Origin of the sequence: Massilia sp. Bi118 (assembly GCF_918697865.1) — a bacterium.
GTDB lineage: Bacteria > Pseudomonadota > Gammaproteobacteria > Burkholderiales > Burkholderiaceae_D > Telluria.
Genome location: NZ_CAKKMV010000017.1, coordinates 1 through 23,514 on the forward strand (window position 1 = coordinate 1; position 23,514 = coordinate 23,514).

Annotated in this window: 23 protein-coding genes; 12 read left to right on the forward strand and 11 right to left on the reverse strand. The window is 64.9% G+C overall.

Features of this window, described 5'->3' with window-relative positions; all coding sequences use genetic code 11:
* The first annotated feature begins 227 nt into the window (after positions 1–227).
* The 4 genes from LQV39_RS21535 (at position 228) to LQV39_RS21550 (ending at position 2,993) form a co-directional block, all read left to right on the forward strand.
* Positions 228–599, forward strand: a complete 372-nt coding sequence (locus LQV39_RS21535; protein WP_230028937.1) for a nuclear transport factor 2 family protein — start codon at positions 228–230, stop codon at positions 597–599.
* A gap of 10 nt (positions 600–609) precedes the next feature.
* Entirely contained in the window at positions 610–1,476 is an 867-nt protein-coding gene (locus LQV39_RS21540) for an alpha/beta fold hydrolase (RefSeq protein ID WP_230028943.1), read from the forward strand.
* Between the two features lie 14 nt (positions 1,477–1,490).
* A complete protein-coding gene (locus tag LQV39_RS21545; protein WP_230028949.1) occupies positions 1,491–2,339 on the forward strand; it encodes a helix-turn-helix domain-containing protein in 849 nt (282 codons plus the stop codon).
* A gap of 138 nt (positions 2,340–2,477) precedes the next feature.
* The gene (locus LQV39_RS21550) at positions 2,478–2,993 is read left to right on the forward strand and encodes a DUF6622 family protein (RefSeq protein ID WP_230028955.1); all 516 of its coding nucleotides are present in this window, start codon (positions 2,478–2,480) and stop codon (positions 2,991–2,993) included.
* Here LQV39_RS21550 and LQV39_RS21555 read toward each other — a convergent pair.
* Positions 2,981–3,871, reverse strand: coding sequence for a LysR substrate-binding domain-containing protein (locus LQV39_RS21555; protein WP_230028962.1), 891 nt, complete (start codon positions 3,869–3,871; stop codon positions 2,981–2,983). The genes LQV39_RS21550 and LQV39_RS21555 overlap by 13 nt on opposite strands.
* Positions 3,872–3,938: 67 nt before the next feature.
* Here LQV39_RS21555 and LQV39_RS21560 point away from each other — a divergent pair, with 67 nt between their 5' ends.
* Positions 3,939–5,027, forward strand: a complete 1,089-nt coding sequence (locus tag LQV39_RS21560) for a tartrate dehydrogenase (protein WP_230028968.1) — start codon at positions 3,939–3,941, stop codon at positions 5,025–5,027.
* Here the strand turns inward: LQV39_RS21560 and LQV39_RS21565 are convergent.
* Together LQV39_RS21565 and hrpA are read right to left on the reverse strand one after the other, a co-directional pair.
* A complete protein-coding gene (locus LQV39_RS21565; protein WP_230028975.1) occupies positions 5,014–5,829 on the reverse strand; it encodes an alpha/beta hydrolase in 816 nt (271 codons plus the stop codon). The two genes, LQV39_RS21560 and LQV39_RS21565, sit on opposite strands and share 14 nt — an antisense overlap.
* Positions 5,830–5,831: 2 nt before the next feature.
* Positions 5,832–9,992, reverse strand: a complete 4,161-nt coding sequence (gene hrpA, locus LQV39_RS21570; RefSeq protein ID WP_230028989.1) for an ATP-dependent RNA helicase HrpA — start codon at positions 9,990–9,992, stop codon at positions 5,832–5,834.
* Between the two features lie 46 nt (positions 9,993–10,038).
* Here hrpA and argA point away from each other — a divergent pair, with 46 nt between their 5' ends.
* From argA to LQV39_RS21590, 4 genes are all read left to right on the forward strand, one after another.
* Positions 10,039–11,361 carry an amino-acid N-acetyltransferase gene (argA, locus tag LQV39_RS21575; RefSeq protein ID WP_374199455.1) on the forward strand — a complete coding sequence of 441 codons (1,323 nt, stop codon included), beginning with the start codon at positions 10,039–10,041 and terminating at the stop codon, positions 11,359–11,361.
* A 35-nt stretch (positions 11,362–11,396) separates the two neighbouring features.
* Positions 11,397–11,669, forward strand: coding sequence for an oxidative damage protection protein (locus LQV39_RS21580; RefSeq protein WP_230029003.1), 273 nt, complete (start codon positions 11,397–11,399; stop codon positions 11,667–11,669).
* Positions 11,670–11,993: 324 nt separating this feature from the next.
* Positions 11,994–13,691: a triacylglycerol lipase gene (locus LQV39_RS21585; protein ID WP_230029010.1), complete on the forward strand. Its 1,698-nt coding sequence runs from the start codon at positions 11,994–11,996 to the stop codon at positions 13,689–13,691.
* Positions 13,684–15,066 carry a T6SS immunity protein Tli4 family protein gene (locus LQV39_RS21590; protein WP_230029016.1) on the forward strand — a complete coding sequence of 461 codons (1,383 nt, stop codon included), beginning with the start codon at positions 13,684–13,686 and terminating at the stop codon, positions 15,064–15,066. Before LQV39_RS21585 ends, LQV39_RS21590 begins: the two co-directional genes overlap by 8 nt.
* A gap of 13 nt (positions 15,067–15,079) precedes the next feature.
* Here LQV39_RS21590 and LQV39_RS21595 read toward each other — a convergent pair whose 3' ends face one another.
* The 4 genes from LQV39_RS21595 to LQV39_RS21610 form a co-directional block, all read right to left on the reverse strand.
* Positions 15,080–16,267, reverse strand: a complete 1,188-nt coding sequence (locus LQV39_RS21595) for a glycosyltransferase family 9 protein (RefSeq protein ID WP_307727864.1) — start codon at positions 16,265–16,267, stop codon at positions 15,080–15,082.
* 174 nt (positions 16,268–16,441) lie between these two features.
* Positions 16,442–16,783 carry a hypothetical protein gene (locus tag LQV39_RS21600; protein ID WP_230029022.1) on the reverse strand — a complete coding sequence of 114 codons (342 nt, stop codon included), beginning with the start codon at positions 16,781–16,783 and terminating at the stop codon, positions 16,442–16,444.
* Positions 16,784–16,796: 13 nt separating this feature from the next.
* Positions 16,797–17,474 (reverse strand): ribose-5-phosphate isomerase RpiA, encoded by a 678-nt coding sequence (rpiA, locus tag LQV39_RS21605; protein WP_230029028.1) that lies wholly within the window; start codon positions 17,472–17,474, stop codon positions 16,797–16,799.
* Between the two features lie 60 nt (positions 17,475–17,534).
* Positions 17,535–18,185, reverse strand: coding sequence for an autoinducer binding domain-containing protein (locus LQV39_RS21610; RefSeq protein WP_230029035.1), 651 nt, complete (start codon positions 18,183–18,185; stop codon positions 17,535–17,537).
* 223 nt (positions 18,186–18,408) lie between these two features.
* Here LQV39_RS21610 and LQV39_RS21615 point away from each other — a divergent pair, with 223 nt between their 5' ends.
* From LQV39_RS21615 to LQV39_RS21625, 3 genes are read left to right on the forward strand one after another with little or no spacing between them, the layout of a single operon-like run.
* Positions 18,409–18,888 carry a VOC family protein gene (locus LQV39_RS21615; protein ID WP_230029041.1) on the forward strand — a complete coding sequence of 160 codons (480 nt, stop codon included), beginning with the start codon at positions 18,409–18,411 and terminating at the stop codon, positions 18,886–18,888.
* A gap of 21 nt (positions 18,889–18,909) precedes the next feature.
* Positions 18,910–19,308: a GFA family protein gene (locus LQV39_RS21620; RefSeq protein ID WP_230029047.1), complete on the forward strand. Its 399-nt coding sequence runs from the start codon at positions 18,910–18,912 to the stop codon at positions 19,306–19,308.
* Entirely contained in the window at positions 19,305–19,691 is a 387-nt protein-coding gene (locus tag LQV39_RS21625) for a VOC family protein (protein WP_230029053.1), read from the forward strand. Before LQV39_RS21620 ends, LQV39_RS21625 begins: the two co-directional genes overlap by 4 nt.
* Before the next feature lie 21 nt (positions 19,692–19,712).
* Here LQV39_RS21625 and LQV39_RS21630 read toward each other — a convergent pair whose 3' ends face one another.
* From LQV39_RS21630 to edd, 4 genes are all read right to left on the reverse strand, one after another.
* Complete coding sequence (locus tag LQV39_RS21630) at positions 19,713–20,207, reverse strand: hypothetical protein (RefSeq protein WP_230029060.1); 495 nt, start codon at positions 20,205–20,207, stop codon at positions 19,713–19,715.
* Between the two features lie 98 nt (positions 20,208–20,305).
* The gene (locus LQV39_RS21635; protein WP_230029067.1) at positions 20,306–20,872 is read right to left on the reverse strand and encodes a Rhs element Vgr protein; all 567 of its coding nucleotides are present in this window, start codon (positions 20,870–20,872) and stop codon (positions 20,306–20,308) included.
* A 20-nt stretch (positions 20,873–20,892) separates the two neighbouring features.
* Entirely contained in the window at positions 20,893–21,516 is a 624-nt protein-coding gene (gene eda, locus LQV39_RS21640) for a bifunctional 4-hydroxy-2-oxoglutarate aldolase/2-dehydro-3-deoxy-phosphogluconate aldolase (protein ID WP_230029349.1), read from the reverse strand.
* Positions 21,517–21,544: 28 nt separating this feature from the next.
* Positions 21,545–23,461: a phosphogluconate dehydratase gene (gene edd, locus LQV39_RS21645; protein ID WP_230029351.1), complete on the reverse strand. Its 1,917-nt coding sequence runs from the start codon at positions 23,459–23,461 to the stop codon at positions 21,545–21,547.
* Positions 23,462–23,514: the final 53 nt, after the last annotated feature.

Here is a 23,514-nt window from a genome sequence, read left to right on the forward strand (position 1 = left end):
ATCTGGGCTCGGGCAGCGCCGGCAGCAGCAGCGCTGGCATCAGCACCGACCCGCGCGCCGGCAATCTGGGCGACGACAAGGATATCAGCAAGATCCGCGGTAGCAATATCGGGTGACGTCACCCGCGGCCGGTGAGCGCGGGACGGCGATTACCTGGGACGTAATCGCCGCGCCGATCACCGGCCAGCACAATGGTCTCCATCGACTCACCCACTCAGGAGACCAGTATGAACCACCCAGCCAGCCACGCCACCATCATCGCCGACCGCTACCTCGCCGTCTGGAACGAACGCGACGACATCACCCGGCGCGCCCGCATCGCCCAGCTGTTCGCGGCCGGCGCCACCTATGCCGACCCGATGATGCGGGGCAGCGGCATCGAAGGCATCGACAGCATGATCGCCGCCGCCCAGCGCCAGTTCCCCGGCCACCGCTTCTTCCTGCACGGCACCCCGGACGGGCACAACGACGTCGTGCGCTTCGCGTGGACGCTTGCGCCCGAAGGCCCCGGCGCGCCGGTCGCGAAGGGCAGCGACGTCGCCTACGTCGATGCTCACGGGCGCCTGCTCAAGGTCACCGGCTTCCTCGACGCCGCCTGAGGAGACGACCATGCGCGCACATGCCCATATCGCCGGCCCCAACACCATCGCCACCGCGGACGGCGTCCACCTGTTCTACCGCGACTGGCCCGGCAGTCGGGCGCAGGCCCGGACCGTGCTGTTCGTCGGCGGCTGGTCCATGGCATCAAGCTCCTGGGGCTACCAGATGATGGCCCTGCAGCAGCGCGGACTGCGCTGCATCGCCTTCGACCGCCGCGGCCACGGCCGCTCCAGCGATCCGGGCGGCGGCTACGATTTCGACACCCTGGCCGGCGACATCGCCGCGGTCATCGATGCGCTCGACCTGAGCGAGGTGACGCTGGTCGGCCACTCGATGGGCTGCAACGAGATCGTCCGCTACCTGAGCCGCTTCGGCAGCGCCCGCGTCGAACGCGTCGCCCTGCTCGGGCCGATGACGCCGGGCGTGACGCTGACGCCGTCCAATCCCGGCGGCGTCGACCCAAGCCTTCTCGAGCAGTTCCGCAGCCTGCAGCTGCTGCGCGATTACCCGCTCTGGATCGAGGAGAACATCGAGCCTTTCGTGCCCGGCGCGAATGCGACCACCAGGGCGTGGCTGGCCGCGATGGCGCTCGATACCTCGCTGCAGGCCCTGCACGATTGCCACGTCGCGGTCCAGGGCGCCGACATGGCCGACGAACTGCGCGCGATCGGCGTGCCGGTGCTGATCGTGGCCGGCGACCGCGACGTCTCGGCCCCGCTGGATCTCACCGCGCGCCGCAGCGCGGCCCTGATCCCGGACGTGCGCCTGCGCGTGATCGAGGGCGCGGCGCATGGCATGTTCGTGACCCATGTTGAGCAAGTGAATGCGGATCTGCTTGAGTTCATTAACGAGCCCGGTTACATTGGCCGCGACTGAACAGGAGCGAGCGCATGGACGACATCGACGGCCGCGCCGGCAGCGGCGCCCGCTACTTCAATGACTTCGCGTCCGCGCTGCGCTACTGGCGCACGCGGCGCGGCGTCAGCCAGCTGCGGCTGTCGACCGACAGCGGGGTCTCGCAGCGCCACCTGAGCTTCCTGGAGAGCGGCCGCTCGCAACCCAGCCGCGACCTGATCCTGAAGCTCGGCATCGCCCTCGACGTCCCGCTCCGCCAGCGCAACGCGATGCTGCTGGCGGCCGGCTTCGCGCCGGCCTACCAGGAGCGCAAGCTGTCCGACCCGGAACTGGCCAGCGTGATGCAGGCCCTCGAATTCATGCTGCGCCAGCAGGCGCCCTTCCCCGCGCTGGTGGTCGACCGCCTGTGGAACCTGGTGATGTTCAACGAACCGGCCGCCGGCATGATGAAGTGGCTGCTCGGGATGCCGCTCGATGCCGCAATCCCGCGCGACGGTTCGATCAACGTGCTGCGCCTGATGCTGAGCCCCGACGGCCTGCGCCCGCGCCTCCTGAATTGGGAAGCCGTGTGCGCCGACAGCCTGCTGTGGATACAGCGCGAAGCCATGGCCGACGGCCCCGGCAACGAGGCCACCGCGCTGCTGGCCGAGCTGTCCGCCCTGCCCGGCATGCCGTCCGCCGGCCACGTACCGAACCTGGAGCGGCGCGCCCTGCCCTTCCTGCCGCTGCAGATCGCACATGAAGGCGTGCGCCTGAACCTGTTCACCACCATCACCACCCTCGGCACGCCGCACGACGTGACGGTGCACGAGCTGCGGCTGGAATCCTTCTTCCCGGCCGATGCGGCGAGCGCGGACTGGTTCCGCGAGCGTGCCGGCGGCTGAACGCCAGCCGAGGAGGCTGCAACTCGCGCCACCGGGCTGCATTTCGCGCCGCCCGGCCGCGCTTCGTCGCATACCCTCTCTTCCCATCCCGGCCTCGGGCAAAGTGGCGTCACTGTCATTCACTTAACGGAGACCGCCATGCTGCAGCAAATCCTGATCCATACCCCCGTCTACGTCTGGGCCATCCTCGCCGTGCTGGTCTGGCGCGGCACGGCCGCCCTGCGCGACCGCGAGATGCCAGTCCGCAGCCTGTTCATCGTCCCGGCCATCATGCTGGCGCTGTCGCTGCAGGATGTGGTCACGAAGTTCGGCTCGAACGCCATGCCGCTCGCCGCCTGGGCAATTGCCGCGGCCGCGGCCGCGCTGCTGGTATGGAAGTTGGGCCGTAGCCGCACCGCGCGCGCCGCCACGCCCGGCAGCGTGATCGTGCGCGGCAGCTGGGTGCCGCTGGCGATGATGATGGCGATCTTCGTGACCAAGTACGCGGCCTCGGTGCTGCTGGCGGTGCTGCCGCATGCGCGCCAGGACGCGCTGTTCGCGGCCGCCGTGTGCGCCCTGTTCGGCGTCTTCAACGGCTGCTTCCTCGGCCGCCTGGCGCGCGATGTGGCGTCGCTCAAGGGCGGATCGTACGTCCGTGCCGTTCAGGCCAGCTGACGCTCCAGAAATTCCACGCAGGCCCGCAGCTTGCCCGATCCCTCCAGGCGCTGCGGGTACACGGCCCAGACGTTGGCCTCCTGCGTGTACTCGGGCAGCACCTGCAGCAGGCGACCGGCGTCCAGGTGGGGCTGCACGTCCCACAGCGAACGCAGCACGATGCCCGCTCCTTCGACGGCCCAGCGCAACGCGATCTCGCCGTGGTTGGTGGACAGCGGCCCGGATACCTTCACCGTCTCCTCGCCATGGCGGCCACGCAGGCGCCACACGCCGAAGGGACGGTCGCGCTCCTTGATGGCGAGGCACTGGTGTCCCGCAAGATCCTGCAAGGTCCTCGGCACGCCATGGCGCGCCAGGTAATCCGGGGCCGCGCACAGGATGCGGTGGTTGTCCATCAGGCGCCGCGCGATCAGGTTGGGCGCGATCTCGTCGCCGACCCGCACGTCGAGGTCGAAGCCTTCGGCGACCGGATCGACCAGGCGGTCGAACACCTCGAAGCGGATCTGCAGCGCGGGATAGGCGGCCACCAGTTTCGCGATCGCCGGGGCGACGATATTGCGGCCGAAGCCGAAGCTGCTGCAGATGCGCACGCGCCCGCCCGGCTCGCGGCGGCGTTCCGACACTTCGTCGACCAGCTCGTCCAGGTTTTCAAGGATGATCTGCGCGCGCGCGAAGACCCGTTCGCCGTCTTCGGTGATCACGACCCGCCGCGTGGTCCGCTGGAACAGGCGCACGCCGAGCAGGCCTTCGAGCACGCCGATGCGCTTGCTGACATAGGCGGCCGACATCCCGAGTTCGGACGCCGCGCCGGCAAAGCTCCCCTTGCGCACCACGGTGACGAAGACCTTGAGGTCCTCATTCTCGAGCAGATTATTCACGATTCGTGTTCCCCGAAACCACATTTGACACGATTATATACGCCGCGTTTTTCATTATCATGACCACATGAAAACACACAAGATCGCCGTGATCGCCGGGGACGGCATCGGCAAGGAAGTCATGCCGGAAGGCCTGCGCGCGCTGGAAGCCGCGGCGCGCCGTTTCGGCATCCCACTCGAACTCACCACCTTCACCTGGGCCAGCTGCGACTACTACGCGCAGCACGGCCAGATGATGCCGGACGACTGGAAGCAGCAGCTCGACGGCTTCGAGGCCATCTACTTCGGCGCCGCCGGCTGGCCGGCCACGGTGCCGGACCATATTTCGCTGTGGGGTTCGCTGCTCAAGTTCCGCCGCGAGTTCGACCAGTACGTGAACCTGCGTCCGGTGCGCCTGATGCCGGGCGTGCCCTGCCCGCTCGCGAACAAGAAGCCGGGCGACATCGACTTCTACGTGGTGCGTGAAAACACCGAGGGCGAATATTCCTCGGTGGGCGGCCGCATGTTCGAAGGCACCGAGCGCGAAATCGTGCTGCAGGAAGCGATCTTCAGCCGCCACGGCACCGACCGCATCCTCAAGTACGCCTTCGAGCTCGCGCAAAAACGCCCGAAGAAGCACCTGACCGCCGCCACCAAGTCGAACGGCATCGCGATCTCGATGCCCTACTGGGACGAGCGCCTGGCCGCAATGGGCGAGTCCTATCCGGAAGTCGCGTGGGACAAGTACCACGTCGATATCCTGGCGGCGCGCTTCGTGCTGTCGCCGGAACGCTTCGACGTGGTGGTCGCCTCCAACCTGTTCGGCGACATCCTGTCCGACCTCGGCCCGGCCTGCACCGGCACGATCGGCATCGCGCCTTCGGCCAACCTGGATCCGGAGCGCCGCTTCCCCTCGCTGTTCGAACCGGTGCACGGCTCCGCGCCCGACATCTACGGCCGGAACATCGCCAACCCGATCGCCATGATCTGGTCCGGCGCGATGATGCTGGACTTCCTCGGCCGGGGCGACGCCCGCTACACGGCGGCCCACGACGCCATCCTGCGCGCCATCGAATGGTGCCTGGTCGAAGGACCGCGCACGCCGGACATGCAGGGCACGGCCAGCACCACCGAGGTCGGCGAGGCGATCGGGCGCTACCTGCTCAGCGAGGCTTGAGCACGGCCCGGAAGGCCTTCAATGCGGCCGGGTGGTAGATGGTGGCATGGGTCTCGCCCGGCCACGCTTCGTAGCTGAAGTCCAGGCCCGGCGCCTTGCCGAGACTGGCCTTCAGCGCCGGGTCGACGTCCGGCAGGCCATCGGCGCTGAAAGCGATGTGCAGCGTTTTCCTGCCCGCGATACTGGGCGGCTGCGCAGCCAGGCGCTTCGCCAACTGGCGGTCGTTCCACCACAGGCTGGGGTCGATGGCGATATAGGTGTCGAACAGGTCCGGCTCCAGCGCCAGGGTCTCGACCACGAACAGGCCGGCCAGCGATTCGCCGACGATCGCGCGCTCGCGCGTGACGCGGTAGCGCTTCTCCACTTCCGGCATCAGCTCGTTGCGGATGAAATTGCGGTAGGCCTGCGAACCGCCGACGTTCGGCGCGATCGTGCGGTCCTTCGCGACCTCGGTCGGGCCGGTGAGGTCGCGCCGGCGCTGGGTGTTTTCGATGCCGACCAGGAGGAAGGGCCGCACGGTGCCGTTGCCGGCGCCGACCTGCAGCAGGCCGGCCACGTGCAGGAAGTCTTCCAGCATGCCGCCGTCCGGCATGTACATCACCGGCAGCGGCGTGCCGGCGGGGATGCCGGCCGGGACGTAGACGTTGATGCGCCGGGTCTCGCCGAGCGCGGTGGAGGCGATGGTCCAGGTGTCGCCGATGGACAGCGGGGCGGCGGCGGATACCGAGGCGGATGCCGTCGCCGGCGCTGCCTCGCTTGCAACAGGCAGGCAAGCCGCCGCACACAGGACCAAAGTAGCCATCTTCATCGCAGCATCGACTCCCATACTTTTTGTAGACGTTTGGACGACACCGGCATCGGCGTCCGCAATTCCTGCGCAAACAGCGACACGCGCAGCTCCTCGAGCATCCACCTGAAATCCGTCATGCGCGGATCGAGGTTCTTCAGCGGCTGGTTCTTGATGGTGCGCTGGAACTGGCTGGCCGCCGTCTGCCACTCCGCCATCAGCTGGGCGTCGCGCGCCGTATTCGTGCGCAGCTTTTCGAGACGCACGTTCATCGCCTTCAGGTAGCGCGGGAAGTGCGACAGCTGGCTGTATTCCGTCTCGGCGATGAAGCGCTTGTGCACCAGTTCCTTCAACTGCCCCTGCATGTCGGCGGCCACCGCCTGCGGCAGGTTCTGCAGGCGCTTGGGCATGCCGTGGAACTCGGCCAGCACCTGCCCCACCAGGCGCGCGATCTCGTTGATCAGGAGGCCGATGCGGCCCTTGCCCTCGTCCTTGCGCTTGTTGAAGGAGGCCGCATCGATCGGCAGCGGGTCCTGCAGGCAGGCGATGTCGATGGCCTTGTTGACGATCTGCTCGCGCAGGTCCTCGGGCGAGCCAACCGACATGAACTGCATGCCCATCTGCTGCAGGCCGGGGATGTTCTTCTCGGCGAACTTCAGCTGGTCCTTGAACTGCAGCGCGAACAGGCGGCGCAGGCCGATGCGATGGGTGCGCGCGGCCACGTTGGGATCGTCGAAGACTTCGAGGTCGCAATGGGTGATCTTGTCGACCAGGGCCGGGAAGCCGATCAGGGTCAGCTTGCCCTGGTTGATCTCCAGCAGTTCCGGCAGCTCGCCAAAGGTCCAGCTGGTGATATTGGTGTGCTGGCTGACGCCGTGGTTGGCCGGCGCTGCGGCCGGCGCTTCGGCGCCCTTCTTCGCAGAAGGTGCGGCTGCCGCAGAAGAAGCCGGCGCCGCAGGCTTGCCAAACGCCGCCTGCGCCCGCGCCTGCCCGCTGGCCACTGCCGCCGGCGTCGTTTCCGCCATGCGCTGGAAGCTCTGGCGCGCCTGCCCGCCCAGCTCCGCCTGCAGGCTCGCCAGGTTGCGCCCCATCTCGAGCTGGCGGCCATGCTCGTCGACCACCTTGAAATTCATGGACAGGTGGGCCGGCAGGGTCTCCAGCTTGAAGTCGGTGGTCAGCACGCGCGCGCTGGTGTGCTGGTGGATGTCCGCAATCAGCGCGTCGATCAGGTCGCCGCGGCCGAAACGCACCGGGTCCTGGTTGCGCTCGAAGAAGCCGGCCGCGTAGTCCGGCAGCGGCACGCAGTGGCGGCGCAGCTTTTGCGGCAGGGACTTCAGCAGCAGCTGCACCTTCTCCTTCAGCATGCCCGGCACCAGCCAGCCCGGACGCGCCGAGGGGATCTGGTTCAGCGCGAACAGCGGCACGCTCAAGGTGACGCCGTCGCGCGGGCTGCCCGGCTCGAAGTGATAGCTCAAGGCCATTTCGATGCCGGTCACGTTCATCGTCTTCGGGAACAGCTCGGTGGTGACGCCGGCCGCCTCGTGGCGCATCAGCTCCTCTTTGTTCAGGAAGAGCAGCTTCGGGTTGTCGCGCGAGGCGTCCTTGTACCACTTCTCGAAACCGGCGCCGTTCACGATGTCGCCCGGGATCTCCTTGTCGTAGAAGGCCGCGATCAGCTGGTCGTCCACCAGCACGTCCAGGCGCCGCGACTTGTGCTCGAGGTTCTCGATCTCGCGGATCAATTTGTGGTTATGCGCGAAGAAAGGCGCGCGGGTCTCGTAGTCGCCCGCCACCAGCGCGTCGCGGATCAGGATCTCGCGCGCCTCTTGCGGGTTGATGTTGGCGTAGTTGATGCGGCGCTGGCTGTAGACGACGATGCCGTACAGGGTCGCGCGTTCGCTGGCCGTCACCTGGGCGCTTCTCTTTTCCCAGCGCGGCTCGCCCCAGGATTTCTTCAGCAGGTGCCCGCCGATCTTCTCGACCCACTCCGGCTGGATCTGCGCCAGCGTGCGCGCGTACAGGCGCGTGGTCTCGACCAGTTCCGCCGCCATCACCCACTTGCCGGCCTTCTTGCCGAGCGAGGAACCGGGCCAGATGTTGAACTTGATGCCGCGCGCGCCGAGGTAGGCAGCGTCGTCTTCCATCTTGTAGCCGATATTCCCCAATAGGCCAGTCAGCAGCGCCATGTGCAGCTGCTCGTAGGTGGCCGCGGCCTCGCTGAGGCGCCAGCCCTGCTCCCTGACGATGGTGAGCAGCTGCGAGTGGACGTCGCGCCACTCGCGCAGGCGCAGCTGCGAGAGGAAGTTCTCGCGGCAGTTTTCCTGCAGCTGGCGGTTGGTCTTCTTGTGCTCGATGGCCTGCTCGAACCAGCGCCAGATCTTGATATAGCTGAGGAACTCGCTCTTCTCGTCGGCGAATTTCTTGTGCTTCTCGTCGGCCTGCTGCTGGTATTCCATCGGCCGGTCGCGCGGGTCCTGCACCGACAGTGCGGACGCGATGATCAGCATCTCGGTCAGGCAGTTGTTGTCGACGGCGGCCAGGATCATGCGGCCCACGCGCGGGTCGAGCGGCAGCTTGGCCAGCTTGCGCCCCATGCTTGTGAGCTCGTTGGCATCGTCGACCGCGCCCAGTTCCTGCAGCAGCTGGTAGCCGTCTGCGATCGCGCGGCCCTGCGGCGGCTCGACGAAGGGGAAAGTCTCGACGTCGGTCAGGTGCAGGGACTTCATGCGCAGGATGACGGAGGCCAGCGAGGAACGCAGGATCTCCGGGTCCGTGAATTTCGGACGCTGCAGGAAGTCGTCTTCTTCGTACAGGCGGATGCAGACGCCGTCGGCCACGCGGCCGCAGCGGCCGGCGCGCTGGTTGGCGGCCGACTGCGCGATGCTTTCCACCTGCAGCTGCTCGACCTTGTTGCGGTAGCTGTAGCGTTTTACGCGCGCCAGGCCGGAATCGACCACGTAGCGGATGCCGGGCACGGTCAGCGAGGTCTCGGCCACGTTCGTCGCCAGCACGATGCGGCGCGCATTGGTGGTCTTGAAAACGCGGTCCTGCTCCTCCACCGACAGGCGGGCGAACAGCGGCAGGATCTCGACGTGCGGCGGATGCTGCTTGCGCAGGGCTTCGGCGCAGTCGCGGATCTCGCGCTCGCCGGGCAGGAAGACCAGCACGTCGCCCTGCCCCAGGCGGCACAGTTCATCGACGCCGTCCACGACAGCGTCGATCAGGTCGCGCTTGTCGCGCGCGGCCTGGGCCTTCGAGACCGGCTTGCCCGCATCGGACGCGCCAGCGGGGCTTGAGACCGGGTCGCGGTCGACCGGGCGGTAACGCACCTCGACCTTGTACAAACGGCCCGAGACTTCGATTACCGGTACCGGTTTCTCGGGGGTGCCGAAGTGGCGCGCGAAGCGGTCGGCGTCGATGGTCGCCGAGGTGATGATGATCTTGAGGTCCGGACGGCGCGGCAGGATCTCCTTCAGGTAGCCGAGCAGGAAGTCGATGTTCAGGCTGCGTTCGTGGGCCTCGTCGATGATGATGGTGTCGTAGGCCTTCAGCAGCGGGTCGGTCTGGGTCTCGGCCAGCAGGATACCGTCGGTCATCAGCTTGACCCAGGCGCCCGGCTGCAGTGTGTCGTTGAAGCGAACCTTGTAGCCGACATGCTCGCCCAGCGGCGTGCCCAGCTCGAAGGCGATGCGCTTGGCGGTGGAGGATGCCGCGATACGGCGCGGCTGGGTGTGGCCGATCATGCCCTTCTCGCCGCGGCCCAGCTCCAGGCAGATCTTCGGCAGCTGGGTCGTCTTGCCGGAACCGGTTTCGCCGGAGACGATGATCACCTGGTGCTTCATCAGCGCTTCGGCGATTTCCTTGCGGCGGCCGGAGACCGGCAGGTCTTCGGGGAAGGTAATCGCCGGCAGCGGGGTGCGCATGGGCGGCTTGCGTTCGCCGCGCGGCTTCTCATTGCGATTGCCGTCGCCGGACTTGCGTTCCTGCGCCGGCTTTCCATTCTGCGGCGCGGCGGCCGGCGCACGCACCTTCGCCTGCGCGAGCGCGTTCGCCAGCGCACCCTCGCGCGCAGGCGCGCGTGGCTTGCCGCCCGCCTCCTTGCGTGGCTGGTTCGGATTGCGGTCGGGAGACGCTGCGCGCGCCGGGCTCGGCGAAGGCTTGTTACTCTGTTCAGACATTGATTTTTACAAGGTATTTGGTGCGCAAGTCGCGCAGCCAATTATAATGCGGCAAATGGAAAACCCTACCCAATTCGTCCAGTGGCTGCGCTCGGTCGCGCCGTATATTCATGCATTCGGCGGCAAGACTTTCGTCGTCGCCTTCCCCGGTGAACTCGTCGCCTCCGGCGCCCTGCCGGTGCTGGCCCAGGACCTGTCCCTGCTGGTCGGCCTCGGCATCCGCGTCGTGCTGGTGCACGGCTCGCGGCCCCAGGTCGCCGAGCAGCTCGGCCTGCGCAACGTCGAGGGACGCTTCCACAACGGCGTGCGCATCACCGACGGCGCCGCGATGGAGTGCGCGAAGGAAGCGGCCGGCGAACTGCGCCTGGACATCGAAGCGGCCTTCAGCCAGGGTTTGCCGAATACGCCGATGTCGAATGCCCACATCAGCGTCGTCTCCGGCAATTTCGTCACCGCGCGTCCGCTCGGCGTGATCGACGGCGTCGACTTCGAACTGACCGGCGTCACCCGCAAGATCGCGGCCGAGAAGATCCACCCGATCCTGCAGACCGAAGACAATATCGTGCTGCTGTCGCCGCTGGGCTTCTCGCCGACCGGCGAGGTGTTCAACCTGACCATGGAAGACGTGGCCGCGCAGGCCGCCATCGCCCTGCATGCCGAAAAGCTCATCTTCATCACCGAAACGCCGATGATGAAGGATGCCGCCGGCGCCGAGATCCGCGAACTGTCCTCGCACCAGGCCGAAGCCGTGCTGCAGGCGGGCTTCCTGCCCTCCGACGCCTCGTTCTACCTGCAGCATGCGATCAAGGCCTGCAACAGCGGCGTCGACCGCTCCCACATCGTCCCTTACGAAATGGACGGCTCGGCCCTGCTCGAACTGTTCACCCACGATGGCGTGGGCACCATGATCAGCCACGAGAACCTGGAAAGCCTGCGCCAGGCCACAATTGAGGACGTGGGCGGAATTATCAAGCTCATCGAACCGCTGGAAGCCGACGGCACCTTGGTCAAGCGTCCGCGCGAGCTGATCGAACGCGAAATCGACCACTTCTCCGTCATCGACCACGATGGCGTGATCTTCGGCTGCGCCGCGCTCTATCCCTTCCCGGGCGAGAAGATGGGCGAGATGGCCTGCCTGACCGTGAGCCCGGACGCCCAGACCCAGGGCGACGGCGAACGCATCCTGAAGAACATCGAGAACCGCGCGCGCGCCGCCGGCCTCACGAAACTGTTCGTGCTGACCACCCGCACCGCGCACTGGTTCAAGAAGCGCGGCTTCGTCCCGGCCACCGTCGACGACCTGCCGAAGGACCGCGCCCACATGTATAACTGGCAGCGCCGGTCGCAGATTTTCATCAAGACCTTATAATCGAGGTTTTCCGATTTCGAACCAGGAGCAATAAAATGGCGCGCACCGTCCACTGCATCAAACTCGACAAGGAAGCCGAAGGCCTGGACTTCCCGCCCTACCCGGGCGAACTGGGCAAGCGCATCTACGAAGGCGTGTCGAAGGAAGCCTGGCAGGGCTGGCTGAAGCACCAGACCATGCTGATCAACGAAAACCGCCTGAACATGGCCGACGCCCGCGCACGCAAGTACCTGGCGACCCAGATGGAGCGCCATTTCTTCGGTGAAGGCGCCGATGAGGCTGCCGGTTACGTGCCGCCGACCGCTTGAGTATTTTTTAGCTGTGCTTCGGGCAGCGTGTTCTGCGCTGCCCATATTTCCTGCGGTCTCCACCTTCCTGCCTTCCCTGCCGCCAATCGGCGAATCTCTTTCATTCTTTTAAGTTTCGATATCTCATCGAATAGATCTGCGAATAGTTTTTCTTCGTAATATTTCGAATAGAACCGATACGCAACGCAAGGAATTTGTGCACTGCACATTGCGCAAGTCATCCTTTGCCCACGATCTAAAGTGCGTCTTGTAAAGACCGGAACCGAACAGGAGCGCCGAGCGTCTGTCATGCCTGCACATGCACGTTTATCGCGAAAGGCAAACATGACTGATCCATTGCGAAGATTAAAAGATCCCGTAATCAATGAAGACGGGAGCCTGCATGTACGCACGGTTCTGACGCCGACCAGTTTGAAGACGCGCGGCCTGGTGTACAAAGGTTCTAACAAAGTTGTTCCGGTCATATTTATTCCGGGAACTATGGGAACGAATCTGCGGGTCAGGCGTGATATCTCCTTGCCACGAGGCTATCCGCTCAAGCCCGGCGAACCGGCATGGCGGCCGCCGAACAGCGATAGCGCCGTCCTGCTTTATGCATCCGATTGGAAAAAGCGAAGCCCGAAAATGCGCCAGCTGATTCTTCATCCGGAGTATGTCGAAGTCGACGATAGCGGCGACCTGGATATTGGCTCGTGCTATCTGGAACGCAGCGTCATGCGCGAACGCGGCTGGGGAGAAATCTTCAATGGCTCCTATGGCACTTTGCTGTTCGAACTGCAGAGCCATCTGGAAATGACCTTCCAGTTCGACGCCCTGAATAAACGGCACATCCGTAGCCGCTGGAAAGAAGTCATGCAGGCAATGGAAGGCGATACGCTCAAGCGCTGGGGCGTGCGCTCGGTGGCGCCCTTGACGGAAACCGAGTTGGAGAAATATGCCGAGTACCAATATCCAATCTATGCCTGCGGTTACAACTGGCTTCGGTCTTGCGGTGAATCGGCCAATCGTCTCGAAGAGCGAATCGGAAAAATCATCGACTGGTGGAAGAAACGGAATCATGAATGCGAGAAAGTCATTCTCGTCACGCATTCGATGGGCGGCCTCGTTGCGCGTGCCTGCGCGAAACGGATTCCCGACAAGATTCTAGGGGTGATCCACGGCGTGATGCCGGCGCTGGGCACGCCCCTGGCCTACCGCCGCCTGGCCTGCGGCACCGAATGCGACAGCCCGGTCAACGGCAAGCTCGATAACTTCAAGGCCGGCAAATTCGCGGACATTGCAGGCAGGCGGCCCGAGGATACGACGCCCGTCATGTCGGTCGCACCGGGCGCCCTTGAACTGTTGCCCAACCAGCGCTATCCGCGGCCCTGGCTGCATGCCAGCGTCGTTCATGCGCCTGCCCATGGCGAGCGCCGCGAGACGGCCATCGATTGCCTGCATCTGCCAAACGAATCCCAACCGAATCCCTACGACCTGTATCGCGACATGAGTTCGTGGTACAGGCTGATCAACCCGGACCTGGCCAATCCCGCAAACCTGTATCGGGATGCCAAAGGCGGCGTCGTCAAGAAAATTCGCGAAGCAATCAATACCGCCGAAATATTTCATGATTGGCTGGGCGATTACTACCATCCCACAAGCTTTGCCTATTACGGAAACGACAAGGGGCATCCGGCCTATGGCCAGATTCGATGGGTGGCGCAAGAGGCCACGGCTGGCACGAAGATTCCGATAACGGCTGCAAATATCAAGGCGGCAAAAAATGTTGCGCAGGAATCTAATGGCGCCCGGCAGGTAAAGATTGAAGACCGGATCACCCTGTCATTTTCCGTTGAGCCACAAGAATCCGCAGGCGATGACACGGTATCGCAACAGTCCGGGGCTGCTCCTAATGGCAAGATCAAACAGCTGTTCGCCACTCAAGGCTATCGTCATCAGGAGAGTTACAAGCACCGCGACACGATCCTGTTGACCTGCTATTGCATCGTCAAAGTTGTTCAGGAACTAGGCAAGAATGGATAAGGCGCGCAACAGGACGCTTCCGTTTATCCGTGTCCTGGCGGCACTGTACGTGCTTTACCTTATTTATGGCTTGGGAAATTCAATGATAGACCGGCATTCAGTAACAAAGCTGACGGAACAAATGAAGACAGCCTGCGTGGGCAGGTTCCTGATCGACTTGCCTGCTTCCATGGACGTTTCCTACCACGGTGTCTACGTCAACGGATTCTGGATTTCGACACAGACAGAAAGCCAGCAGGCTTTCGATGCAAGAATCCTGGCGCGGCAAACCGCAATCGAAGCGGAGCCGAACCAGCGCGGCGGAAAAAACCTGGAAGCGGTGGAGAAGTACAGCAATAGCGGATTTGAAGGAAAAATTTTCAGATTCGGACGCGAGTTCACGAAAGGAATAGAGGATGGGAAACCCGTGGTTTGGGTCAACGTCAGAATGGAAGCCTATCTCCACCTGAACGGCGTCAGCTTCAATTTCACCACGCCGGACGGCTATGATGCCGACAAGACTGGCAATCTGCGCACGCTTCTGGACAAGCTTCGCTTCGTGCCGGCGGGAGAGTCGCCCGCTGCTGCAGGCTTCTGCTTTGGTCCCGGCATGTTCGTGGAGCCCTTGTCAGCCGACGACACCGAAGGGGTAACGATCTTTGCCGGCTTCCAGGACCACCCTGACCTCTCCCTGGCCCTCACCACACGCGCAGGCACGAAACCCGACAGAGAAGACCGCCTGGCGCGCGATACGGCAGTCGACGCAGAAATGCCACTGTGGCAAAAGCCGCTGATGGACAAGCTCAGAAAAGGCAAGCGCAGCATCAACGGCATCGAAGGCGGCGAAGTGGCGGAGCGATGGACCGAGCTGAACTTCGTGCACACCTTCGGGTTCAACTGGGAAGTGAACGGCACTGAGGACAATGTCTACATCCCCTTCATGCAACTGGAAATGTCGACCGGCCACCCTGTGAATGCCGGCGCCCGGCCGGTGACAAGCTTCCTCGGCGAAGACGGCCTGCTCCAGCTCTGGGACAAGATCTCGTCCAGCATCCGCATACGCCCGACCGGTGCGCCGCCGAAACGCGAGCCGCCGCCAGGCCCCAAACCCGGCGACACGAGCGCGGCAGGCGACATCTGCCCCGGCACAGGCTGGTGGCAATGCCAGGACGGCGGCAACGGCGCCAGGGTCGCGGGCGGCCAGCGCCAGTTCCTGACGGCGGGCCAGCGCATGCCGCAAGCCCTGTTATCGCGGCCGCAAACGCTGTGGAACAAGCTGCGCGGCGTCCAGGCCAGCTACCGACTCGAGCAGCCGACCAGCTGGACGCTGGTCGACCGCCGCAGCCGGACACGGCTCCTGCCGGCGGTGCCGCCAGCCGACGCGGGCGCAGCCTAGGCCGCCGTTTCGTCTACAACCTGCCGAAGGCCGCCAGCACGCGCATCACATCCTGCACGCCGATCTTGTCGACCCAGTCGCCATGCGCGGGCGCCGTGATCACGGTGCTGTTGGCGCGGTCGATCGGCGCCCATTCCGGATTGTTCTGCCGCATCAGGGCGATCACCGGCACGTGCACGGCATTCGCCAGGTGCATCACGGCCGTCTCCACCGAAATGATCAGCTCGCACAAGCTCAGCACCGCCGGCAGCTGGAAGAAGTTTTCTTCGGCGCTGAACAAATGGGTCTGCTCCAGCCCGGCATCGGCGAACAGCGCGCGGGCACGCGCCAGTTCCTCGGGCACCACGTTGACGACGAAGCCGACGTCGCCCCATTCCGGCCGGCAGCGCATGGTGCGGATCAGTCCGATCACGCGCTCGAGCGGCCAGCTGCGTTCCACCGATTTCGAAAAGGCGTTGACGAACACGACCCGGGACGGCCTGCCGTCGACGCCCATGAAGCCCCAGTCGGCAAACTGCTTGTGCGCATACGCGATCCAGCGGTCGGCGATGCGCAGCACCGGGAAGCGCGCCGCACGCGGAATCTCCATGCCGAACAGCTGGGTGAACCAGCCGGCGTAGATGTCGCTGATGTGCTGGTCCGGATGCGATGCCGGCGTGTAGGCCGGGATCGCGGCGTCCAGCTTGCGGTAGATGAGGCGCTTCGGCAGGTCCCAGGGCCGCACGCGCTTCTTCTGCCCGACCACAAAGCCGTGCGGGCTGATGCTGCGCGCCAGGCTGGCGTATTTGTGGCGCTCCAGCACAGCCAGCGAGACCACGACCGGATAGTGCTCGCGCCGCGCCTGTTCCAGCGATTCGCGGTAGAGCTGCGGGCTCCAGGTCTCGTCGTAGACTTTGTCGATGGCCGGGCACTCGGCCAGCCAGTCGTACAGCGCATACTTCTTCAGGTGCGCCCACTCGCTGGCGCGGCTGGTGCGGCGGCGCTCGTCGACCCACAGGTGAATCTTCAGATGCGGATAGGCCCGCTTGAACGCCTGGAAGCAGCCCTGCAAATAGGTAAAGTCGCCGAGGGCCAGGTGGGCGATGAAGAGGATCTTGTCGGCCTGCCGCAGCAGCGCCGGCGCGACCAGCGGCGCGGGCATGGCCGGCGCATCGAAATGGATCGCATCGAGCCTGAGGGATTGTCCACCCGATAATTTCATATTGCTCCGTTCCAAACAGAAGACGATGTGAAAATTCTATGGGCAATGCGCAGCTCGAAATGCAAACGAACTGTAAGACTTCGTAAAGTTATGTCAAGACGCTAGGATGCTGCACCGCAAAAAACTGCGGCGCACGCCTGGAACAGCTTGGTGAAGGGAGAAGGAGGGGAAGTTTTACATCTGCCGGCACTGGCGCATCTCGCAGCGCGCCATGAACACCTTGCCGTTATCGCACTGCATGCGGTAGACCTCGACCGGCCCCTGTTCGGTGACCAGGCCGGCGCCCTGCCCGCCCGTGCAGGCTTGCTGCTTCGCCAGCTTCTCGACGGTAGCCGACGATACGCCGAGCCGGAACGGCAACGTCTGGATTGGCGTGCCGTTCGCGTCCACCGGCCCGGCAGGCTTGACCGCGACCGGCGCTGAGGCAGGCATAGGCGCGGGCGGCAGCGGCTGGTGGAACATCGCGCAGCCGCTGAGAAGTGCGGCAAGGAACATCGTGACGGGCAGACGCTGCATGCCGCTCTCCGGATCAGAAAGTCAGGGTCTTGACGCCTTCCGCCATGCCCAGCAGGCAGACGTTGGCGCCGCGCTGGGCGAACAGGCCGACGGCGATTACGCCGACGATCTGGTTGATTTCCGTTTCCAGCGCCACCGGATCGGTAATCGACAGGCCGGCCACGTCGATGATGTGGCCGCCGTTATCCGTCACGAAGGCTTCATCGCTGCCCGGCTTGGTGCGCAGGCGCGGCTGGCCGCCGAGGGCCGCCAGCTTGCGCGTCACGGCCGCACGGGCCATCGGCACGACTTCGACCGGCAGCGGGAATTTACCCAGGGTCTGCACCAGCTTGGAGCCGTCGGCGATGCACACGAAGCTCTTCGACACCGACGCGACGATCTTCTCGCGGGTGAGCGCAGCGCCGCCGCCCTTGATCATGGCGCCGGAAGCGTCGATCTCGTCGGCGCCGTCGACATAGACGGAAATCGACTCGACGTCGTTCAGGTCACGCACTTCGATGCCGTGGCTGCGCAGGCGCGCCGCGGTCGCTTCCGAGGACGCGACCGCGCCCTTGATGCGGTCCTTGATCTTGGCGAGCTCGTCGATGAAGAAGTTGGCGGTCGAGCCGGTGCCGACGCCGATGATTTCGCCGTCGACCACATAGTCAATGGCGGCGCGGGCCACGGCCTGCTTGAGTTCGTCCTGAGTCATGATGATGATGTTGGAAGGTGAAAAATGCCGCCATTTTAACGGATGCGCGTGCGCAGTCCGTCAAATCAAGCGCAGCATCGCCGCCTTCAGTACACCCGCGGTCTTGTTGGCCGCACCCAGCTTGCGCAGCGCGTTATCGATGTGGAAGATCACGGTGCGCTCCGAAATCGACAGAATCTCCGCCGATTCCGAGGCCGTCTTGCCGTCCGCGGCCCAGCGCAGCACCTCGATTTCGCGCTCCGTCAGCTTGATCGTACCGACGCCATCCGGCTTTGCAGCCAGGATATTGGCCAGCGCCGCATGCGCCGCCTGGGCCAGCCAGTGCATCTTCTGGGTATTTTTCTGGAATTCGCTACGGCCGATGACTTCGCCGGAGCGGGCAAAGGTCAGCAGGCTGGCGACGCCCTTCAGGTCGTGCGTCGGCTGGGCCCAGCCGATCTGCAGGCCGTGGGCGCGCGCGTCCTCCCACAACGGGCGGCTGGACGCGAACAGGGCTTCCGACCACAGCATGGGCCGGGCCGAGGTCATGCCATGGGCGACGGTGGGATCGGTGCGCAGATACTGCTCGGACTGGTAGCGCTGCTGCCAGGCTTGCGGGTAATTGTTGAACATGACCGTGCGCGGATTCGAGAACGGCAGCGGCAAACGCATGCCGAGCGCACAGTAGTCGAAGCCGAGCTCGTTAGCGGCCTGCGCCAGAAGTTCCAGCAACGCTGCCTCGGTCTTCGCTTCCGCAAAGCCATGCAGCCACTCTTGATGTCCGTCTACGTCAAACTGCTGCAAAGCCCTACCCTCCAGCGATCGCGCCTGAAAGAACTTACAGTGCCCCAGCGGACAGAACACTGCTAGACTGGCGTGCCATTAATAGTTGACAACAATAACACAAGAGCCTGCTCACCCTGCCAGCATTTTTCACCATCCTGAGGAGACAAAAATGACCAGCAAAAACACGATCTGCCTGTGGTTCAACGGCGATGCACTCGACGCCGCAAAGTTCTACGCGGAGACCTTCCCCGACAGCGAAGTCAGGGCCGTCCACCGCGCACCGGGCGACTACCCGGCCGGCAAGGAAGGCGACGTGCTGACCGTCGATTTCACGGTGGCAGGCATCCCATGCATCGGCCTGAACGGCGGTCCCGGCCCCAGCCACAGCATCGCCTTCTCTTTCCAGATCGCGACCGAGGACCAGGAAGAAACCGACCGCCTGTGGAATGCCATCTTCGGCAACGGCGGCCAGGAAAATGCCTGCGGCTGGTGCCAGGACAAATGGGGCCTGTCGTGGCAGATCACGCCGCGCGTGCTGTCCGAAGCCGTTGCGGGATCCGATCCGGCGGCTGCCAAGCGCGCGTTCACGGCAATGATGGACATGCGTAAAATCGATGTCGCCAAAATCGAAGCGGCTGTGCGCGGCTGAGATCCCATGGAGGGACCGGGCATGGACCAACATACCGGCGGCTGCCTGTGCGGCGACCTGCGCGTCACGGCCACCGGCCGCCCCTACCGCGTCGGCCTCTGTCACTGCATGGATTGCCGCAAGCACCACGGCGCCTTGTTCCATGCCTCGGCGATCTATCCCGAAGACGCGGTGAAAGTCGAAGGCGAGGCCCATCACTACGGCACGCGCTATTTCTGCCCGCGCTGCGGCTCCTCGGTCTTCTCGAAAAGCGGCGATGAAGTCGAGATCAGCCTGGGCGCGCTGGACAGCCCTGACCAGTTCAGGCCGAGCTATGAACTGTGGACCGTACGCCGCGAATCCTGGCTGCCGCCCTTCCCGCTCAGCAGGCACTACGAGGGCGACCGCCCGGCCACCGGACGCACGGAGGGACCTCCATGAACGACATCGCCGTCGCGAGACTGCTGCCGAACATCTGCACGGACAAAATGGAAGAGACGCGGGATTTTTACGCGCGCCTGCTCGGTTTTGTCGTCGGTTTCGAGCATCCGGGCTGGTACATCCAGATGGCGTCGCCGGCCAACCCGCAACTGCAAATCGGCATCGTGCGCCGCGGCCATGAATTCACACCGGCGGCATTTCAGCAGGCGGCGCAAGGCGTCATCATTTCCGTGCAGGTCGGCGATATCGATGCCACCTACGCAAGCGTGCTCGAGCGCGGCTTTCGGATCGCGCACGCACTGCGCGATGAAAGTTTCGGCATGCGGCGCTTCATGGTTGCCGACCCGAACGGGCTGCTCGTCAACCTGTTCGCGTTTCGGTAGGGGCGGAATCCAACAACATTCTTATTCGCCCGGCGGCAGGCAGCCGAACAAGCGCTTGCCCGGCCGTTCCCCATCCCAGATCTGGTGCACGACGGCGCTGCCGTCGCGCTGCTTCGCCAGGCAGAAGCGCGCCTCGTAGGCCTGTGCCGTGCCGCGCGTCTTGCCGGGGCGGGCGTCGATGCGCAGGTAGTAGATCCTGCCGGCTTCCAGCGCCGCCGCCTGCGTGCGCGGCAAGGATGCGACCTGGCCGCCGTAGGGCACGCACATCGAAAAGCTGAGGGGAAAGGTGCGTTCGGGCGGCATGGTCATTTTCCACAGCAGGTGCTGGCCGTCCGAGACGGTGACGGAGTGGAAATCGGGCGTGCCTTCGCGCTCTTCGCGCGGGCTGATCGTGAAGCAGGGACCGCCGCGCGGGCCTTCGCGGACTTCGGCGGCGCCGATGCGGGCGATGGCTTTCGCTGCCGGCAGGGTGAACACCAGCACGCACAGGGTGGCGGCAAGGAATGGGAATCGCATGATGGACTCATGGGGACGGGCGTACGCACATGAGCCTACGTTGGCGGGCTGGGCTGGGGGTTGATTCGGCGCAAGCTGGGAGATGCTTTGGCTAGAGGCTACTCGTCGAACTTGGATTCCCGCCTTCGCGGGAACGACGTGCCCAAGGTGCGAGCCCCTCCCCGCGGCAGGTTGCTCTGGTCCGTCGGATCCGCCAGAAACCCCGCCAGCACCCGCTCATACAATCCCAGCTGATGCGCATGCCTGCGCTGGCGCACCACGCGCGGGTGCTGCATGAATTTCAGTGCGAAGTAATCGGCCAGCAGGTCGCCCTGGGCTTCCATGTTGTAGTCGGCAAGGGTTGCGTCTTCGCGCAGCTCGTAGTGGTAGGACAGGCCGAGCCGGATCGCGCCGCGCAGGCGCACCGGGTAGCCCAGCTGGTGCTGCCACACGTGCACCATCTCGTGCATGAACCAGTGGATGACGGTGGGATTGCCCTCGCTGTAGTCGGGCAGGAAACAGGAGTGGTGGAAGTAGATGCTGCCGTTGGGCGTCATTGCGCAGTTCTTCGGCTGCAGCAGCGACAGGTAGCGGCGGTTGTGGACCCGCACGCGCGTGTAATCGATGGCGCCGCCGAAGAGCAGCGACGCCATCCTGATTTCGCCCGCGGTCAGGCCGCGTGCCATGCCGAATTAGAGCTCGACCTTTAAGCGGCGCGCAGCGAAGAAGCCGATTTGGCCAGCTCGGTGATCAGATCCCAGTCGCCGGCCTTCATCGCGTCCGCCGGGGTCAGCCAGGAACCGCCCACGCAAGCCACGTTCTTCAGCGCCAGGAATTGCGGCGCGGTCTCGATCGAGATGCCGCCGGTCGGGCAGAAGGTCACGTCCGGCAGCGGGCCGCCGATCGCCTTCAGCATGCCGACGCCGCCCGCCGGCACGGCCGGGAACAGCTTCAGCTGCTTGAAGCCGGCTTCGCGCGCCACCATCACTTCGGATGGGGTCATGCAGCCCGGCAGCAGCGGCAGGCCGCTCTTTTTCGCGGCTTCGATCAGGGCCGGGGTCAGGCCCGGGGAGACGCCGAACACCGCGCCGGCATCGCGCGAGGCGGCGAATTCTTCCGGCTGGGTCAGGGTGCCGACGCCGACGATGGCGCCTTCGACCTGGGCCATCGCGCGGATCGCCTCCAGGCCGTGCTTCGTGCGCAGAGTGACCTCGAGCACGCGGATGCCGCCGGCGACCAGCGCCTTGGCAAGGGGGACGGCGTGGTCCGGATCGTCGATCGCGATGACCGGGATCACGACGGCCGATTTCATGATGTCGAGCAGGCTCATATCAGTACTCATCGTTTGCTCTCTCAGCTTATTTGGATTTACGGAACAGGAAGTCTTCGTCGGAACCCGGCATGATTTCACCCGTGTCGGTGCCTTCGTGCAGGGGGACAGTGGTCTCGATCGGCGACGGCAGCGGGAAGTGGGCGGCGCCCTCCTCGGCTGCGGTAACGGATTTGCGGAAACCATCGAACAGCTCGCGGCCCATGCCGATGTGGCTCCGGCTCAGGTCGGCGGTCGCCATCTTGCGCGAGGCCCAGACGTCGGCCGGCACCAGCGCTTCCAGCGCACCGGCGGTCGCATCGACGCGGATGATATCACCATCGCGCACCAGGCCCAGGGGGCCACCGGCCAGGATTTCCGGCGACACGTGGATCGCCGCCGGCACCTTGCCGGACGCGCCCGACATGCGGCCATCGGTGACCATCGCCACGTGGTAGCCGGCGTCCTGCAGGTTGGCCAGCGCCGGGGTCAGTGCGTGCAGTTCCGGCATGCCGTTGGCGCGCGGGCCCTGGAAGCGGATCACGGCGACGAAGTCGGTGTTCAGCTGACCGGCTTTGTACGCATGCATGAAGTCTTCCTGCGAATCGAAGGTCTTGGCAGGCGCTTCGACGATGTGGTGTTCCTTCTTGACCGCCGAGATCTTCATCACGGCGCGGCCCAGGTTGCCCTGCACCAGGATCAGGCCGCCGTTGTCGCTGAACGGGTTGGTGTGCTTGCGCAGCACGTTCTCGTCGCCGCTCTGTTCCGGCAGGTCCTTCCACACGACCTTGTCGCCGTCCAGGAAAGGCTCCTTGCAGTGGGCGCGCAGGCCGCGGCCGAGGATGGTGTTGACGTCCTCGTGGGCCAGGCCGGCGTCCAGCAGTTCGCGGATCACGAAGGTCGGACCGCCGGCTGCCTGGAAGTGGTTCACGTCGGCGTCGCCATTCGGGTAGACGCGGGCCAGCAGCGGCACCACTTTCGACAGCTCGTCGAAGTCGTTCCAGTCGACCACGATGCCGGCTGCGCGCGCGATCGCGATCAGGTGCATGGTGTGGTTGGTCGAGCCGCCGGTGGCGTGCAGCGCGGCGATGGCGTTGACGATGCTCTTCTCGTCGACGATATGGCCGATCGGCATGTACTCGCCGCCCTGCTGCGAGATCCTGACGGCCTGCTGGGAAGCGGCCTTCGTCAGTGCGTCGCGCAGCGGCGTGCCCGGGGTGATGAAGGCGGCGCCCGGCAGGTGCAGGCCCATCATCTCCATCAGCATCTGGTTGCTGTTGGCGGTGCCGTAGAAGGTGCAGGTGCCGGCGCCGTGGTAGGCCTGGGCCTCGCCCTCGAGCAGCTCTTCACGCGTGGCCAGGCCTTTCGCGTAGCGCTGGCGCACCGCGGCCTTTTCCTTGTTGGAGATACCGGTGGTCATCGGGCCACCCGGCACGAAGATGCCCGGGATGTGGCCGAAGTGCAGCGCGCCGATCAGCAGGCCCGGCACGATCTTGTCGCAGATGCCGAGATAGAGCGAGGCGTCGAACATGTTGTGCGACAGCGCGATGGCGGTCGACATGGCGATGGTGTCGCGCGAGAACAGCGACAGTTCCATGCCCGGCTGGCCTTGCGTGACGCCGTCGCACATGGCGGGCACGCCGCCGGCGAACTGGGCCACGGCGCCGACTTCGCGCACGGCGTCCTTGATCACCTTGGGGAAATACTCGAACGGCTGATGCGCCGACAGCATGTCGTTGTACGAGGAGACGATGGCGACCGAGGGCTGCTTCTGTTCGCGCAGCTTGAGCTTGTCGTTGGCCGGGAACGCGGCGAAGCCGTGGGCCAGGTTGGTGCAGGCCAGCGTGCCGCGCTGTACGCCTTTCACACGCGCTGCATCAAGGTGCGCCAGATAAGCCTGGCGCGAGGGCCGGCTGCGCTGGATGATGCGTTGGGTCACCTTCTCTACTACGGGATGCACCATGATCGTTCCTTATGAATTGGATTTCTGAAATTTTACTACAAAATGCGAAGGGGCGC

Coding starts and splice junctions, on each gene's coding strand:
- LQV39_RS21560 (WP_230028968.1), top strand. CDS start 3,939: ATGAAAACACACAAGATCGCCGTGATCGCCGGGGACGGCATCGGCAAG.
- hrpA (WP_230028989.1), bottom strand. CDS start 9,992: ATGTCTGAACAGAGTAACAAGCCTTCGCCGAGCCCGGCGCGCGCAGCG.
- LQV39_RS21585 (WP_230029010.1), top strand. CDS start 11,994: ATGACTGATCCATTGCGAAGATTAAAAGATCCCGTAATCAATGAAGAC.
- LQV39_RS21635 (WP_230029067.1), bottom strand. CDS start 20,872: ATGGCACGCGGCCTGACCGCGGGCGAAATCAGGATGGCGTCGCTGCTC.
- LQV39_RS21595 (WP_307727864.1), bottom strand. CDS start 16,267: ATGAAATTATCGGGTGGACAATCCCTCAGGCTCGATGCGATCCATTTC.
- LQV39_RS21565 (WP_230028975.1), bottom strand. CDS start 5,829: ATGGCTACTTTGGTCCTGTGTGCGGCGGCTTGCCTGCCTGTTGCAAGC.
- LQV39_RS21630 (WP_230029060.1), bottom strand. CDS start 20,207: ATGCGATTCCCATTCCTTGCCGCCACCCTGTGCGTGCTGGTGTTCACC.
- LQV39_RS21615 (WP_230029041.1), top strand. CDS start 18,409: ATGACCAGCAAAAACACGATCTGCCTGTGGTTCAACGGCGATGCACTC.
- LQV39_RS21625 (WP_230029053.1), top strand. CDS start 19,305: ATGAACGACATCGCCGTCGCGAGACTGCTGCCGAACATCTGCACGGAC.
- argA (WP_374199455.1), top strand. CDS start 10,039: ATGCGGCAAATGGAAAACCCTACCCAATTCGTCCAGTGGCTGCGCTCG.
- rpiA (WP_230029028.1), bottom strand. CDS start 17,474: ATGACTCAGGACGAACTCAAGCAGGCCGTGGCCCGCGCCGCCATTGAC.
- LQV39_RS21545 (WP_230028949.1), top strand. CDS start 1,491: ATGGACGACATCGACGGCCGCGCCGGCAGCGGCGCCCGCTACTTCAAT.
- LQV39_RS21535 (WP_230028937.1), top strand. CDS start 228: ATGAACCACCCAGCCAGCCACGCCACCATCATCGCCGACCGCTACCTC.
- LQV39_RS21600 (WP_230029022.1), bottom strand. CDS start 16,783: ATGCAGCGTCTGCCCGTCACGATGTTCCTTGCCGCACTTCTCAGCGGC.
- LQV39_RS21590 (WP_230029016.1), top strand. CDS start 13,684: ATGGATAAGGCGCGCAACAGGACGCTTCCGTTTATCCGTGTCCTGGCG.
- eda (WP_230029349.1), bottom strand. CDS start 21,516: ATGAGCCTGCTCGACATCATGAAATCGGCCGTCGTGATCCCGGTCATC.
- LQV39_RS21550 (WP_230028955.1), top strand. CDS start 2,478: ATGCTGCAGCAAATCCTGATCCATACCCCCGTCTACGTCTGGGCCATC.
- LQV39_RS21540 (WP_230028943.1), top strand. CDS start 610: ATGCGCGCACATGCCCATATCGCCGGCCCCAACACCATCGCCACCGCG.
- LQV39_RS21580 (WP_230029003.1), top strand. CDS start 11,397: ATGGCGCGCACCGTCCACTGCATCAAACTCGACAAGGAAGCCGAAGGC.
- LQV39_RS21620 (WP_230029047.1), top strand. CDS start 18,910: ATGGACCAACATACCGGCGGCTGCCTGTGCGGCGACCTGCGCGTCACG.